This is a genomic window from Coleofasciculus sp. E2-BRE-01 (assembly GCF_040221695.1).
In the GTDB taxonomy this organism is placed as follows: Bacteria; Cyanobacteriota; Cyanobacteriia; order Cyanobacteriales; family Coleofasciculaceae; genus Coleofasciculus.
The window spans coordinates 1-14,763 of the sequence record NZ_JAVKEA010000167.1 but is presented as its reverse complement, the minus strand read 5'-3'; the positions used below and the strand labels follow the sequence as shown (position 1 = coordinate 14,763).

Sequence of the window (14,763 nt, the reverse complement as noted above, 5' to 3'; positions counted from 1 at the left end):
GTAAGGGAAAATCATCGGGTAGCTTCTCCCAGGTAATTTTAGGCTGGCTTGTTACCGTTGTCATCAGGTATCATCTCCCTCCATCTGTAAGCCCTATTTTAGATAAAGATAGAGTGCGATCGCAGGACTTGATCCACTCAGATCATCGCAAAAAGCACAGTGAATTATCCAGACGAGATCGCTTATCTTCTGTAAGAGCTTATATGTTTCGTGGGTTACGCGATCGCTATGTCCCCTCCCTCTCCGCCAGAACCCCCATCTCCTCTCGATTTGGATGAGTGGATTGCGATTCTTGTGACATTGACAACGATTGGCGGTATTTTCTATTGGGCGATGGGTAAAGAACAAAAGCAGCAAATTCTGCAAGATTTGGGATTGTCCCCGCCCTCACCTCAACCTGACTCAATACCGGAATCCCCAAAGCCAACTAAACCCACGCCGACGACTCCTGAGTTATCGGATGCTGAGATAACATCTCGTCGGGAAGCTGAGGTGCAGGGGAGCGAGGGTGCAGGGGAGCAAGGGAGAATGCAAGCTGATCCAGCACTTCCAGCGCCGGAGAAAACCTTATCCCCAACTGTAACTCCAACGCCGACGACACCGACTCCCTCGGTAGAATTTTCTGATGTTCCAGATGACTTTTGGGCAAAGAAAGCGATCGCAACGTTGGCGACAGGGGATATTGTGGTGGGTTTTCCCCAGGGTGAATTTAAACCGCAGCGATTTGCTACCCGTGGAGAGTTAGCCGCTATGCTACAGCAGGTATTTGAGCCAAAACCAAAGCAACGTGCGATCGCCTTTGAGGATTTACCGCCAAATTACTGGGGTGATGAAGCGATTAAGGCGGTGGCTAAAGCGGGAATAATCATTGGATATCCTGATCATAAATTTCGTCCCAACCAACCGATCACCCGTGCTGAAGCATTAGTTGTCTTAGCTAAAGCCCTAAACCTGAAACCCCCAGCCGAACCCAGTAAAACCTTAGAACAGTACATAGATAGCAACAAAATACCCGATTATGCGATCGCCAACGTTGCGGCGGCGGTAAAAGCGGGTTTAGTCACTGGCTATCCTCAAGGAAATTTGCTCAATCCCAATAAACCAGCTACTCGTGCTGAACTTGCGGCGATGCTTCATCAAGCTAGGGTGGTTTCCAGAAACAGAACTTCACAACAATAAATCAGGTTTTACCGTATCGCTTACGCCTAGCTTTTACCTAGTAATTTAACCTATACCGAGAGACGTACTTTAGTTGAATCGACTGGTTATCTTCCTAAAAATTTCTGCTAAAGAGTTAACCATTGCATTAGGGATCAGTCTAACCTCAGATAGATTAATCTTTATTGGCAATAGAGCTAATCTGAAATGAGTCAATTAATCCGATTGATTAAAACTTGAGTAGAGTAGATAGGTATTGACGCTATTTAGATAGAAGTTGCAAAGCTAAACCTTGACGTTGATCAAGATAGGCTGCGTTTAAGCAGACGCCAGAGTAGACTTGGGCAAAAAACAAGTCTATTCAAGATTTCGAGCTTATGTATATCTGAATGGCGAGTTAATTCCCACAATTAAGCTACTCAGTTAATAAACAAATTGTAGAAAGGAGAACACAATAAAATGGTTGCTACCCTTACTGATGCTAAGCGCTCTGCCATTGCTGAAAAACTTGCCGATATGCGGGCAATTCAGAATTTAATTATTGCAAATGAACAGCAATTTATCAACGACTGTAAAAATAACGAGATTTTTGGTCGCTTAGAAGATATGCTAGAGGATGACCAGAACAACTTAGACGTTCTGGAAACAACTATCACTCAGTATGGAATTCAATCTGAGCCAAAAGAGAAAGTTCAAAAAATGATTGAACAAGCTGAGCAGATGATGAAAAGCTCTGAACTGAGTCTTTATGAAAAGATGGCTCAGCATGAACTGCTAAAACATGGTCAAGTCATGTCAGGACTTGTGGTTCATAAGGCAGCTCAAATCGCTGGTGCAGATGTCGAGGAAGCACTTTCTCCCCTAAATTCGGTCAACTTTGAAAACCGGGCGCATCAAGAAAGACTCAAGGGCATGTTGGAATATTTAGGCACCCAAGAGTTAACCGGTGAAGAACCCGAACAAGGGATTTGGGGACGAGTTCAAGATGCAGTAGCTGCTATGACGGGTGCGATTGGTAGTGCTGTGACTCAGACATCTGATAAGTCTGACATGGATATCATGGATGTCATTTTCATGGATCACCAAAAAGTCAAAACCTTAATTGGTGAAATCAAAGGAACCAATAACCCACAGCGCATCCAGGAGTTTTTTGGACAACTCTACAAGGATGTAATTGTTCACGCTAAGGCAGAAGAAGAAGCCGTCTATCCTCAAATTCGTTCGTTTTATGGCGATGCTGATACTCAGGAACTCTATGATGAGCAGGATCAGTTAGAAACGATTCTGAATGAGATGAAAAATCTGGGACCCACTTCATCTGAGTTTAAGTCTAAACTGAAGCAGGTGAAAGACATGATCGGCGATCACACTCGTCAAGAAGAAAGCACGATGTTCGCTTCCATGCGGAAGAATTTTTCGTCAGAGCAACGGGAACAAATGGCAACTCAATTTAAGGAAGCTAAGCAGAAATTGCAAAGCCAAATGTAGGTGCTATAGTGTCTGTTGATCAACCCCATTTAGCAGTCGTAAAACGTCACGCATTAATTTTTTAGGGGCGGGTTTGGGCACAATCGTAGGGGCGGGTTTAGAGACTCAATTCAAATATCCACCGATAATTGAACAACAAAACCCGCCCTGGGACAACAGTCACTTGAGCCACTAAAGTGCCTACTACGAACGAACATAACATACATTTGGGAAATATTCTGTTCCCTGTTTTCTTTACATTCACCACTGAAATAGGATCGCTATATCATGACAATTACACCGGATCAAATCCCCCCTCAATCCCAAGAGCGGAAACCCGCCTTAGAGTCAGAAATGACACCCAAGCCGGAATATGATGATCCTAACTATAAAGGAAGTGATAAGTTACGGGATAAAGTCGCCTTAATTACTGGCGGCGATAGCGGGATTGGTCGCGCTGTTGCGGTTTTCTACGCCAAAGAAGGAGCCGATGTTGCAGTTGTTTATTTGGACGAGCATGGAGATGCTCAAGAAACGAAAAAAGCTGTAGAATCTTATGGTCGTCGTTGTTTATTAATTGCTGGCGATATTCGCAACGAACAATTCTGCCAGGAAGCGGTTCAGAAAACAATTGATGAATTTGGTAAGCTGGATATTCTGGTCAATAATGCAGCGGAGCAATATCTAGAGGAGAGCATTGAGGTAATTGACTCAGCCCGATTAGGTAGCACCTTTGCGACCAATATCTTCTCAATGTTCTATTTCACAAAGGCGGCGTTACCTCACCTTGAACCAGGGAGTTCTGTGATTAATACGACATCCATTAATGCCTATAAAGGTAACTCGTCTTTGCTCAGTTATTCTACAACAAAAGGTGCTATCCTTGCCTTTACTCGTTCCATTTCTCAACCTTTAATTAAGAAAGGAATCCGGGTAAATGGTGTAGCACCTGGTCCAATCTGGACACCGTTTATTCCAGATGCGTTTCCGGGCGAGCAAGTCGAAAGTTTTGGTCAACAAGTTCCGATGAAGCGTCCAGGACAACCTAAGGAGGTTGCACCGAGTTTCGTTTTCTTAGCGTCTCAAGATGCGTCTTATATGGCGGGTCAAGTGCTACATCCGAACGGTGGTGTGGTTGTTGGTGCATAGAGATTGGGGCAGTTAAATTGGGCGCACGTCGGTGCGTCCCTACAATTCTGTGCCACGCCACTACACAGATCCCTGACTTCTCCAAAAAGTCGGGGATCTTGCTTGGATAGAATGTAGAAGTATGCGTAATTAGGCTTATGTGGTCAAATCGTCGCAAGAGTGCTACATTATTTCTAGTTGTAAATAAATGTAAATTCAAAAATTCAGAAAACGCAAACTGTGTACGCTACCTCAGTTTTAGCGTTTTTAACTCAACCAATTGGATAGGGGAAATAGGAGTTCAGCCACCATGAGTCAATTGATAGCGAACGAACACCTAATGCGAGACGATTTGCAACAGTCTCTAGAGCGCCATCATATTAATCCCGCTACATTGAGTACATTTCAGCGAATTTTACTCACCACCGATGGCACATTAACTGATATTCTGGAAGCGTATCTATTTGAACAGATCCAGGTTGTCAAAATCACCCAAAATCTCATTTACCTTCCCAAATCGCTTCCGGCTATGGAATTAGCTGAGGGGACAGAAGTAATTGATAGACGCATCTTACTCCAAGGGCGGATTAGTCGCAAAAACTATATTTACGCTGAATCCATCCTGGTTCCCGAACGCCTGGATGATCATTTTAGACACGAATTGTTTAAAACCAAAACCCCAATTGGTAAGATTTGGTTGGAGCAAAAGGTGGAAACCTTCAAAGAAATTTTGGATTCTGCTACAGAACCGGCTCAGGGTTTAGCGGAGTATTTTAACATTGAGGCGAGTGACAATTTGCTTTCTCGAACTTATCGCGTATTTACCAATGGTAAACCTGTAATGATGATTACAGAAAAGTTTCCGGAACGTTATTTCCTCAATAGTTTATAATTGCTTTACTGTTGATGCCTGACGCTGACCTTAAGAGCCAGGAAATAAATTTCCGGAACCCAAGCTAAAGTAAGCTAAAGCTTACTAACTAAGACTTTGAACCCCTACATTAATAAAAAAATGAAGGATAATTTTCATCAGTTCTCTAGGGCTGTGGAAACCCGCGCAGGCGGGTTTCGTTTGTGTAGCTGCGGTTTCTAACCGCCCAATCGATTACGCTGATTGTTGATAAGGGCTGGTCAACTTATCCAACTGCTGTACCAACAAACTCAGGAATAAGCCCACATCTGTTACCACACCCACGGATTCTAAGGAACCGCGATCGCTTAACTTGGTAACAACGGCTGGATTAATATCCACACACACCATTTTCACCCCGGCTGGCGTCATATTTCCTACCCCAATGGAGTGCAGCATCGTGGATAGCATCAAAATCATGTCCGCCCCTTCCAGCAGTTTGGCATAGTCGGCTTGGGCTTTAATTAAATCCATCTGGGTATCCGGTAGGGGTCCATCATCGCGAATGGAACCGGCTAGGGAAAAGGGAACGTTATGTGTCACACATTCATACATAATCCCTTTTGTCAATGCCCCTTTCTCCACAGCACCAGCAATGCTGCCATAACGACGGATGGTATTAATCACCTTGAGATGGTGGCGATGTCCACCCCGCACCGGGACACCCCGTTTCATATCCACACCCAACGAGGTTCCCATCAGGGATTGCTCAATATCATGAACCGCGATCGCATTACCGCCCAACAACGCCTGCACATATCCTTGGCGAATCAGACGGGATAAATGTTGAGAACCGCCCGTGTGAATCACCACTGGACCGGCGGTGACAATCACTTTACCGCCTTGATCGCGAATTTGGCGCAATTCCCAGGCAATTTGCTCGACAATTAATTCCACTCGGCGTTCACTAGAGACGCCCGCGCCCATGAAGCTAAATTCTTCACTCCCACGCTGTTCACGGGTTTTCGGCTTGTGAACGGTGCGGATTCCTTCTACACCGACAACCACCTGTTCACCGACGTCTAGATCCCGTAGGATTTTACAGCGAGCGATAGGCTGGGAGTCCATCTGGGTGATCGCAATTGCCCCATCCATGCGCTGATTTTGGACTTTCACCCACTCACCCTTAATCCGGACTTCTGTGGGATAAATCGTGGAGACATAAAAGTCATCCGGCGCTACACCTGATTGAATCACGGGTTCGAGATTGGCGTCACACACCTCTTGGGCGGGAGCGACAGCACCCAACTCAATCAGTTGGCTCATCACCTCTTCCATCACATCATGGGAAGGTGCAGAGACACGAATTTCAGCGCTGGAGGTACTTTGCCGTTGGACACCCAAGTCGAAGTTGAGAACCTGGAAGCTACCGCCCGTTTCCACAATCAAATCTAACGCCCGACTGATCAGTCCAGAGTCTAACAAATGCCCTTCTAGGCGAATGGTGCGACTTTCTACCTGGACATTCGCATGGAGTTCAGTACGAACCGGTTCAGTTACCCGCAGGGTCAAGCATTTCGCCGCGCCACCCGCTTTGAGGAATTCCGTCAGGGGGGTTTCAACCACTCTAAACCCTGCCTCAGCCAACCGTTGCTTCAGGCGATCACTCACTTTGTTCATCACCACAACTTGGTCAACATTCACCGCATTGCAGGCGAAGTTCACGGCATCCGCTTCTTCCAAGGCGATACGTTTTTCCGGTGCGACTCGCATCTCAATTAAGCGATTGGAGTACGCATCAAAGGCGGGGGGATAGTAGAGTAAATAGCCGCCCGTCAGGGGACAGAAACAGGTATCCAGGTGATAGAAGCGCTCATCGGTGAGTCGCAGGGAGACGACTTCAATATCAAGCCATTTTGCCAGATAGGGGTGAGAATCCAATTCCGAACGGAAGCCGTAGCCCGCCCATAACCAACGCCCTTCTCGATCCAGGAGGGCATCCCCTGCGCCTTCAAAGGGGAGTTCTTTGGGGAGTTCGTAGACAGTGTAGCCTTGGGCTTCAAACCACTCCTTGAAATGGGGTTCCTCACCCTGGCGTTCTTTATGTAAGAAGCGACTCAGGACAACATTTTTACCGAGAACCAGCCCCGCATTTGCCGTAAACACCATATCGGGCCACCCTTTTTCCGGGTTCACCAAATCCACGATCGCATGATCTTTGAGGACATGGTGCAACTTGTGCCACTGTTCGACGGCGCGATCGCGCGAGGACTTATGAATATTCCCTTCCATCCAGGGATTAATCACATAGTCCACGTCGTAGTGGTCTGGAGCGCACATGAGAAAGCGAATCGAATCAGTCATAATCAATTTTTAATGGGTAGACGCTTACAATAGACCAATTTCCTATCCTATCGGATTTTCAAAGGACAACCCACATTAGGTATAGTGCTGGATTAGGGAACACGCGATCGCCTCTCCAGTCGTCATACCCAATCAACTTTTGTCAACCTCTTCTGCTAGGTTATATCCACTGTTCAACCTGAAGACCTGGCACGCGGCTAAATTCACGCACATTATTCGTTGCGATCGCAACATTCAGGCTCAGGGCATGGCTGGCAATCAACAGATCGTTGTTGCCAATAAGCAAGCCAACTCGTTTGAGTTCAGTCCGTAGTCGTCCGTAGCAAAGCCCTGCTGCCATATCAAATGGCATAATTTCCAGAGGCAGTAGAAAACGTTCCAATCGGTCAATATTTTCTTCGGGGCGGGCACTATTTTCAACCCCAAAGCGTAACTCAGCATAGGTAATTGCCGATATGCCAACTTCACCAATGGAATATAAGCGCAACCGTTCTAGGGGTTTGGGGTTTGGGGCGGTTAATCACATAAATACAGATATCCGTATCCAGCAAAATTTTCATACAATTGGTTCTCGCTCCACAGGGAGTGATTGATCGCGCTCAAGCTGGAGATCCACTGGGAAATCTTGAAGGGCATCAAACATGACCTGCCAGGGGTCTTCCTTGGGAAGCAGGACAACCCCATTACCCAATCGTTTAATTACCACTTCATCCCCAGAAAAGCGATAACTCTTGGGCAAGCGCACCGCCTGACTATTGCCACTCATAAACAGCTTTGCCGTTTCCATTGGGGACTCCATATATAAGGATATACCACTGCTTATAGCAAATACTTCCCTGGTGAAGCAATCCAGTATCCCAGCGGAACGGCATCGAGGAGTTTAAAGCTGTAGCACATCAACACAGGTAAATTGATAGTCCCATTCAAGGGACATTCTTTAGCCGTACAGAAGGGACAGTTGGCTTTACAGAAGCTGTGGTTCTAGCATCGATTTCGATGGCGGGACTGGTGTTCTAAATGAGCGGAATAATGAGTCCTTCCTTTGCCAAAAACGACCCTTCACAAGCGCTTTTTACCTCGATGGCAATTTCATCAAGCATATCATCGTTATGATTCGGTTCGTGGTGAAAGATTGCCAGTTGTTTAACCCCGGCGGCTTTGGCGAGTTTTACCCCTTCTTGCCAGGTTGAATGTCCCCAACCTACCTTAGGCGACTTGGGATTGTGGTATTCTTGGTCAGTGTACATGGCATCGTAAATCAGGATATCCGCATCACGAGCTAAATTCAGTACATTTTCATCCAAGTGATCCGGATAATGTTCGGTATCGGTACAATAGACCGCAGAACGTCCTTGCCAACTTACCCGATACCCCATCGCGCCATTGGGATGATTTAGGGGGCTGGTTTCAATGGTAATATCCCCTAGGGTCATGGTATCGCCACAGATCAAGTCATAGAACTTCAAATCCGCCTGAATCTCTCGTTTCGGCACCGGCGAATTCAAATGCAATACCCGTTCTTTGAAATGTTGCTGCATCGACACCCCATCTGGTGCAGCGCCATGAATATGCAACAGATTACCCTCGATAAAAGCGGGGTCAAAAAAGGGTACGCCCTGAATATGATCCCAGTGATAATGGGTAAAAAACCAATAGGCTTCAATGGGGAGTTGGGGCTTGAGATTCTTACCCAACATCCGGATACCGGTACCCCCATCAAAAATTAGGCGTTTGTCGGCGATACGCATCTCCACACAGGAGGTGTTCCCGCCGTAGCGAATGGTTTCTTTGCCGGGGGAGGGAATACTACCCCGCACGCCCCAGAATTGGACAACGAACTCAGAGGAAGGACTGCTTTCCATCGGAATTTTAAGGCTTTAATGTATGGCACTGACCCTGATGACGCAGTAGGTGATCACATAATACTAAGGCGACCATTGCTTCTACCATAGGCACAGCCCTGGGCAAGACGCAAGGGTCGTGACGCCCTTTGGCTGCTAGTATTGTTTCTTCACCGGTACTGGTCACTGTACGCTGTTCTTTTCGTATAGTAGCAGTGGGCTTAAACGCCACTCGCAAAATAATCGATTCTCCGTTTGTGATACCTCCCTGAATGCCACCAGAACGGTTGGTTGTCGTCCGCACCGTTCCCGTATCATCGAGATAGAATTCATCATTATGTTCAGAACCCGTGAGTAAGGTTCCGGCAAAGCCAGACCCAATCTCAAAGCCTTTGCTAGCGGGTAGAGACATCATCCCTTTAGCGAGATCTGCTTCTAGCTTATCAAAGACGGGTTCTCCTAGTCCTTTTGGCACATTGCGGGCGACACATTCGACGACCCCACCAATGGAATCCCCTTCACGCCGGATTAACTCGATTTTTTCTATCATTCGTTGGGCGCATTCACTATCAGGACAACGGACGATATTACTTTCAACCTGTTCCAGAGTGATGGTGTGGGGATCAACGATGCCTTCTAAATCATGAATGCGTTTAACATAGCCAACAATGTCCACATTGGCAACCTGTTTAAGGATTTTTTTGGCGATCGCACCCGCTGCAACTCGACCAATGGTTTCCCGTGCTGAGGAACGTCCACCGCCCTGCCAATTGCGAATCCCATATTTAGCATCATAGGTGGCATCAGCGTGGGATGGGCGATATTTAACCGCCATCTCTGAGTAATCTTGGGGGCGAGTATCTTTGTTGGGGACAAAGATAGAAATGGAAGTCCCCAAGGTTTTCCCTTCAAAGACGCCCGATAGAATTTCACAGGTATCGGTTTCCTTGCGCGGGGTGGTAATCTTGCTTTGTCCCGGACGCCTGCGATCGAGTTCAAACTGAATCTCTGCGGCGGAAATCTCCAATTGGGGTGGACATCCATCAATCACCACACCGACACCGCCGCCGTGGGATTCCCCATAAGTCGTAATCCGAAACAGATGCCCGAAACTATTGCCCATAATGATCGAGATGATGCCGTTAAGATTCTTATGTTAGCAACGATTTAGTCGTCTCCGCCCACCCTACACCCTAGCCCTCATACTTTCCTGTACCCAATCCCTATGGTTCCCACCGTTACCACAATTCCGATTCAGCATCTTGCTTCAGGCGATCGCCTCTCGATTCAAGTCTATAAGTTTATGGGCGCTAATCCTGGGAAAAAGGCATACATTCAAGCCAATCTCCATGGTTCAGAAATTGTTGGCAATGCTGTCATTCACCAACTGATTGAGTTTTTCAGCCACTTAGAGGATAGTCAACTCACTGGAGAAATTTGGCTAGTTCCTGTCTGTAATCCCATCGGTACTAACCAGCGAAATCACTTCTTTGCCACTGGGCGCTTTAATCCCTACGATGGTAAAGATTGGAATCGGATATTTTTGGATTACGAAAAAGAAGACGAAGATTTAACTGAGTTTGCTAAAGTTCAGGTGCATCACTCTCCTGAAGAAATCCGCCGCAATTATTTAGAACGCATTCAATCCAGCTTTGAGCAACATTTGGATGAACTTCAGTCTCCTAGCGGACTTCCTTTTACTGAACGCTATCGCTATCAGCTTCAATCCCTCTGTTTAGATGCTAACTATGTGATTGATATTCATAGTTCCACCAATCAGGCGATTGATTATTTGTATTGTTTCCAGAGTCGTGAGGAAAGTGCCAAAGCTTTTCTCTTGGATCGCGGAATTTTAATGAATGAATATGATGGTGATGCCTTTGACGAAGCTTTTATGAAGCCGTGGTTGGCATTGGAGAAGCAATTAGCCGCTTTGGATAAAGCGATTCAGTTTGATGTCGAGTCTTGGACACTCGAACTGGGTTCGGGGATGGAAATGAATCCCGACTCGGTAAAAAAAGGAGTTCTGGGGATCAAAAATTATTTGGCACAAAAACAACTGGTCGATTGTCCAGATTTGCCCTTAGAGAAGACAACCTCTCAATCCGTTAACTTTACCATAAAAAGCCAAATTAAGCCGTACTATGCTCCAGTCGGGGGAATGATTCAATCACGAGTTCCGTTGGGCAGTCAAATTCAAGCTGAGCAGCCTTTGTATCAATTACTAAGTTTTAATCGAAAAGGGGGTTTACCTCAAATAATTGACGTTCAGGCTGAATCCGATGGTTTGGTGTTTAGCGTTGCCAAGAATTATGCGGTTAATGAAGGGGAGTATGTTTTATCAATTATGTAGATAAAGATAGATGTTGTTGTTCCGTTATTGGTGAGAAAGGGCGGATTTTGTTGTTGGGTTATCGGTGGGGAGGGCGGGTTTTGTTGTTGGGTTATCGGTGAGGAGGGCGGGTTTTGTTGTTGGGTTATCGGTGAATAGGTTAATTTAGTCCCTAAACCCGCCCCTACAATATAAAATTATAAATATGGAAGACAGTAACAATTTCACCTTAATTCCCGACGCAGACGCCGTAATGATTCCTCAAGCCCCAGAGGGATTTAAATCTGGCTTTGTCGGTATCATTGGACGCCCGAATGTGGGCAAATCGACGTTAATGAATGAATTGGTGGGGCAGAAAATTGCCATCACCTCCCCCGTCGCCCAAACCACTCGCAACCGCTTGCAGGGGATTCTGACGACAGACAATGCCCAACTGATTTTTGTGGATACGCCAGGAATTCACAAGCCCCATCATCAATTGGGGAAAGTGTTGGTGCAAAATGCTAGGATTGCTATTGAAGCAGTGGATGTGGTGCTGTTTGTCGTAGATGGAGCGACACCCACAGGAGGAGGCGATCGCTATATTAGTAATCTACTCACCCAAACCTCAACACCTGTAATTCTGGGCATTAACAAATCAGATTTACAATCGCCAGGGAAAGGCTTAGATGAAGGGTATCATCAACTGGCAGATCCCCACAATTGGCAGGTGACAAAATTCTCTGCCTTGACGGGTGACGGGTTGGCAACCTTGCAGGAACAGTTAATTGAGCGGCTAGAATCAGGTCCCTATTATTATCCGCCGAACTTAGTCACCGATCAACCCGAACGTTTTATTATGGGAGAATTAATTCGAGAGCAAATTCTGCTGTTGACTCGCCAGGAAGTTCCCCATTCCGTCGCGATTACCATTGATGCTGTTGAGGAAGAACCTAAAATTACCCGCATCCTCGCCACGATTCATGTTGAACGGGAGTCGCAAAAAGGAATTTTAATTGGCAAAAAGGGCAGTATGCTGAAAAGCATTGGTTCGGCGGCGCGTCAGCAAATTCAAAAGTTAATTGCAGGTAAAGTTTATTTAGAATTATTTGTGAAAGTGCAACCTAAGTGGCGACAATCTCGTCTGAGATTAGCAGAGTTGGGGTATCGGTTGGAGGAATAGTAGATACTTTGCATGCAACGTCTCTACAACTTCTGCATCTTCTTTCTTCTGGAAACGGTTTTCAGACATGTTCCTGAAACTTAGGCTAAAATATATACCATAAAGAGAAATATACGTCAAGCTAAGAGCAGTAGATTTACCGTTCTGAAGTGGGGCAAGTTTTTCTAACTCTTATAGATTCAGGGTGAGGCTGGCAGAGTTTCAGACTCGGCATTCTACAACAGTAATTTAAGGAAGGCGATCGCAATGAAATTCACAATTGTTATACTGACTACAATTCTCACCACAATCGGCATAACGAGTGGAGCAATGGTTCAAGCCAGAACTCCCACTCAAGAATTTTTCGAGCAGGGATGGGAGCAATTAGAGCGAGAAATTCGCACTCTCCAGGAAGACAATCCGGAAGCGGAGGAAAGCCTGCAACAAGAATCTGAAACGGAGCCGCTACTGGATGTGAATCCAACGGCTGATAGTGAAACCCCTTTAGAGATTGAGGGTATTGAGCCACCGAATTCTCAGCCTGATCCGGTAGATGATTCGCCTGTTAACTAGAGCAAAAAAATAAACATTGAAACCAGAAGCGCTAACGCACAGGTGGTGATACCTTTAACCCCACGCGATCGCGTCTAATTCTACCTCTAAGCCCAGGCGATCGCACTCATGAATGTCTCAGGCTACAATCAATACCAGATCATGATCTCCCTATATTGCCAGACTTAGTATTGCGTCCCTGATTGAGCCTGTGTAGACAGTATGAATACTCAACTTACCTCCTCAGAACTGAATTCCTATCAAGCAATTTTACCTAACGATGATCCAGCCCAGGACGCGATCGCACTTCTCAAAGACCATAATGGGGATATTGAGGCATCCTTTGAGGAACTGTATTTTCAGAAATATGATACAATCCTGGATTTTCCCGACAAATCCCTGTGGGAGGTGACACTGAACCAGTTGCGTCAGGAGTTGTGTGGCGATGATAGCTTTCGCACCAAGGTACAGGAATATACCAAGAATCCCGGAAGTACACCCTTGCTGACGGGATTAATTGTGTATTTGGTGGGGTTAGCCGGATTTCCCCTTGATCCCGCGATCGCTACCGTGGTGGTATTGTATATTCTCAAGATTGGGTTAAATATTTTCTGTCAATATACAGAACCGTCCGATTCCAAGTCTTTACCGGGCAAGTAGGGGCGCATGGCGTGCGCCCTCAAATGGTGTGCGCCCTTTCCTGACGTGCTACGCCAGCCCTCACCCCCAGTCAGCCCTCACCTCCTGTCAGCCCTCACCCCCTGTCAGCCCTCACCCCCTGTCAGCCCTCACCCCCTGTCAGCCCTCACCCCCAGCCCCTCTCCCAAGCTTGGGAGAGGGGAGCAAGAGGGGAGTTGAGGCTTGAAGCCTTGCTCTTTGGTTTGTTCGGGTAAACTTTGTCGCCTTGAGACTCCTCGACGACGCTTGGAGTGTCATCCGCCACGCTCAGAGTGTCCCCCCACTACGCTCGGAGTGTCATCCGCCACGCTCAGAGCGTCCCCTCACCACGCTCGGAGTGTCATCCGCCACGCTCAGAGTGTCCTCCCAGCACGCTCGGAGTGTCATCCGCGAGGCTCAGAGTGTCCTCCCACCACGCTTAGAGTGTCTCCCGCGAGGCTCAGAGTGTCCCCTCACCACGCTCAGAGCGTCATTCATCACTCTCAGCGTTTGACTCCTCCCCTGATGAACTCCCATTCCCTCTTGTTTTCACCCCTTTAAAGCGTTCTTTTAACTGCTCCGCCACGCTTTTTAATCCTGGTGTGGTTTTCGATGCCATTTTCACGTAGTCATAAACGGTTAGGCTGCTTTTCATGGCTTCACTCCCCACGGCTATCAGGGTATCATCCACCTTTTCTGTCAGTTGCTCGAGTCGGATGAGTAACTCGGAAAGACGCAACGCCAGTTGATAGTCGCGCTCGAATTCCTCGGTGCTGAAGTTGGCGGGGAGAATGCCAGGGTTAGATTGGGCGGCGTTGAGGCTATTGTTGACAAAGGCTAAACTTTTATCGCCCATTTTATACAGATCATGGCGTTCTTTGGGGCTAAGGTTAATTAGAAAGGGTAGCTTCTGTTCGATGGTTTGTAAGGCGGTGTTGATTTCTTCGATATCGGTGTCTGAGAGGCTGGCACTAATATTTTGATAGGGCATGGTTGTGTTTCCTGATGTGAAGATTCCCGTTGCCCTGGCTATTGTTGAAGAGGGCAAGGTTTCTTTTATTTTAACCGGATTTATGGGTTGACATTAACCCCTCTCCCATGCAAGCCCTCACCCCCAGCCCCTCTCCCAACCGGGTCTTCCGGACTTAGTGTGCTAAACTGTTAGGATAATGCCACAGAAGTAAAGCGCGTATTGTAAAATTATTAAAGTTCCTGAAGCCAAATCCACACCGTTTTAATAGTTTCAGCTTATTGTTAACTCCTTCAACGACTC

General features: G+C 46.7%; 16 protein-coding genes. 9 read left to right on the top strand and 7 right to left on the bottom strand.

The genetic code is table 11. The features are described from left to right. From RIG66_RS20640 to RIG66_RS20620, 5 genes are all read left to right on the top strand, one after another. A partial coding sequence (locus RIG66_RS20640; RefSeq protein ID WP_446380618.1) for a hypothetical protein occupies positions 1–278 on the top strand: 278 nt, incomplete at its 5' end. Then, positions 229–1,179 carry an S-layer homology domain-containing protein gene (locus RIG66_RS20635; protein ID WP_446380617.1) on the top strand — a complete coding sequence of 317 codons (951 nt, stop codon included), beginning with the start codon at positions 229–231 and terminating at the stop codon, positions 1,177–1,179. The genes RIG66_RS20640 and RIG66_RS20635, both read left to right, overlap by 50 nt. Before the next feature lie 438 nt (positions 1,180–1,617). Continuing rightward, positions 1,618–2,646 carry a hemerythrin domain-containing protein gene (locus RIG66_RS20630; protein ID WP_446380616.1) on the top strand — a complete coding sequence of 343 codons (1,029 nt, stop codon included), beginning with the start codon at positions 1,618–1,620 and terminating at the stop codon, positions 2,644–2,646. A 267-nt stretch (positions 2,647–2,913) separates the two neighbouring features. Next, positions 2,914–3,774 (top strand): SDR family oxidoreductase, encoded by an 861-nt coding sequence (locus RIG66_RS20625; RefSeq protein WP_446349482.1) that lies wholly within the window; start codon positions 2,914–2,916, stop codon positions 3,772–3,774. A gap of 289 nt (positions 3,775–4,063) precedes the next feature. After that, the gene (locus RIG66_RS20620; protein ID WP_446380615.1) at positions 4,064–4,645 is read left to right on the top strand and encodes a chorismate--pyruvate lyase family protein; all 582 of its coding nucleotides are present in this window, start codon (positions 4,064–4,066) and stop codon (positions 4,643–4,645) included. Positions 4,646–4,858: 213 nt separating this feature from the next. On the opposite strand, the gene argZ is transcribed toward RIG66_RS20620, so the two are convergent. From argZ to aroC, 5 genes are all read right to left on the bottom strand, one after another. Then, the gene (argZ, locus tag RIG66_RS20615) at positions 4,859–6,967 is read right to left on the bottom strand and encodes a bifunctional arginine dihydrolase/ornithine cyclodeaminase (protein ID WP_446380614.1); all 2,109 of its coding nucleotides are present in this window, start codon (positions 6,965–6,967) and stop codon (positions 4,859–4,861) included. A 160-nt stretch (positions 6,968–7,127) separates the two neighbouring features. Next, positions 7,128–7,454: a type II toxin-antitoxin system VapC family toxin gene (locus RIG66_RS20610; protein ID WP_446363093.1), complete on the bottom strand. Its 327-nt coding sequence runs from the start codon at positions 7,452–7,454 to the stop codon at positions 7,128–7,130. A gap of 69 nt (positions 7,455–7,523) precedes the next feature. Further along, entirely contained in the window at positions 7,524–7,754 is a 231-nt protein-coding gene (locus RIG66_RS20605) for an antitoxin (protein WP_446380613.1), read from the bottom strand. A 226-nt stretch (positions 7,755–7,980) separates the two neighbouring features. Next, entirely contained in the window at positions 7,981–8,829 is an 849-nt protein-coding gene (locus RIG66_RS20600; protein ID WP_446380612.1) for an MBL fold metallo-hydrolase, read from the bottom strand. Between the two features lie 7 nt (positions 8,830–8,836). Beyond that, a complete protein-coding gene (aroC, locus tag RIG66_RS20595; RefSeq protein WP_446380611.1) occupies positions 8,837–9,931 on the bottom strand; it encodes a chorismate synthase in 1,095 nt (364 codons plus the stop codon). A 102-nt stretch (positions 9,932–10,033) separates the two neighbouring features. On the opposite strand from aroC, the gene RIG66_RS20590 reads away from it, so the two are divergent. From RIG66_RS20590 to RIG66_RS20575, 4 genes are all read left to right on the top strand, one after another. Further along, the gene (locus RIG66_RS20590) at positions 10,034–11,161 is read left to right on the top strand and encodes a succinylglutamate desuccinylase (protein WP_446380610.1); all 1,128 of its coding nucleotides are present in this window, start codon (positions 10,034–10,036) and stop codon (positions 11,159–11,161) included. Positions 11,162–11,345: 184 nt separating this feature from the next. After that, positions 11,346–12,302: a GTPase Era gene (era, locus tag RIG66_RS20585; protein WP_446380609.1), complete on the top strand. Its 957-nt coding sequence runs from the start codon at positions 11,346–11,348 to the stop codon at positions 12,300–12,302. Positions 12,303–12,548: 246 nt separating this feature from the next. Beyond that, the gene (locus tag RIG66_RS20580) at positions 12,549–12,854 is read left to right on the top strand and encodes a hypothetical protein (RefSeq protein WP_446380608.1); all 306 of its coding nucleotides are present in this window, start codon (positions 12,549–12,551) and stop codon (positions 12,852–12,854) included. 201 nt (positions 12,855–13,055) lie between these two features. Beyond that, positions 13,056–13,493 (top strand): hypothetical protein, encoded by a 438-nt coding sequence (locus tag RIG66_RS20575; protein ID WP_446380607.1) that lies wholly within the window; start codon positions 13,056–13,058, stop codon positions 13,491–13,493. A 487-nt stretch (positions 13,494–13,980) separates the two neighbouring features. On the opposite strand, the gene RIG66_RS20570 is transcribed toward RIG66_RS20575, so the two are convergent. Further along, complete coding sequence (locus RIG66_RS20570; RefSeq protein ID WP_446380606.1) at positions 13,981–14,481, bottom strand: hypothetical protein; 501 nt, start codon at positions 14,479–14,481, stop codon at positions 13,981–13,983. A gap of 154 nt (positions 14,482–14,635) precedes the next feature. Beyond that, on the bottom strand, positions 14,636–14,763 hold a 128-nt coding region (locus RIG66_RS20565; protein WP_446380619.1), incomplete at its 5' end, for a transposase.

Bases quoted from the DNA above. Each gene is read 5' to 3' on its own strand.
- era (WP_446380609.1), top strand. From the start codon at position 11,346: ATGGAAGACAGTAACAATTTCACCTTAATTCCCGACGCAGACGCCGTA.
- RIG66_RS20635 (WP_446380617.1), top strand. From the start codon at position 229: ATGTCCCCTCCCTCTCCGCCAGAACCCCCATCTCCTCTCGATTTGGAT.
- RIG66_RS20580 (WP_446380608.1), top strand. From the start codon at position 12,549: ATGAAATTCACAATTGTTATACTGACTACAATTCTCACCACAATCGGC.
- RIG66_RS20620 (WP_446380615.1), top strand. From the start codon at position 4,064: ATGAGTCAATTGATAGCGAACGAACACCTAATGCGAGACGATTTGCAA.
- RIG66_RS20625 (WP_446349482.1), top strand. From the start codon at position 2,914: ATGACAATTACACCGGATCAAATCCCCCCTCAATCCCAAGAGCGGAAA.
- argZ (WP_446380614.1), bottom strand. From the start codon at position 6,967: ATGACTGATTCGATTCGCTTTCTCATGTGCGCTCCAGACCACTACGAC.
- RIG66_RS20605 (WP_446380613.1), bottom strand. From the start codon at position 7,754: ATGGAAACGGCAAAGCTGTTTATGAGTGGCAATAGTCAGGCGGTGCGC.
- RIG66_RS20590 (WP_446380610.1), top strand. From the start codon at position 10,034: ATGGTTCCCACCGTTACCACAATTCCGATTCAGCATCTTGCTTCAGGC.
- RIG66_RS20570 (WP_446380606.1), bottom strand. From the start codon at position 14,481: ATGCCCTATCAAAATATTAGTGCCAGCCTCTCAGACACCGATATCGAA.
- RIG66_RS20600 (WP_446380612.1), bottom strand. From the start codon at position 8,829: ATGGAAAGCAGTCCTTCCTCTGAGTTCGTTGTCCAATTCTGGGGCGTG.
- RIG66_RS20575 (WP_446380607.1), top strand. From the start codon at position 13,056: ATGAATACTCAACTTACCTCCTCAGAACTGAATTCCTATCAAGCAATT.
- aroC (WP_446380611.1), bottom strand. From the start codon at position 9,931: ATGGGCAATAGTTTCGGGCATCTGTTTCGGATTACGACTTATGGGGAA.
- RIG66_RS20630 (WP_446380616.1), top strand. From the start codon at position 1,618: ATGGTTGCTACCCTTACTGATGCTAAGCGCTCTGCCATTGCTGAAAAA.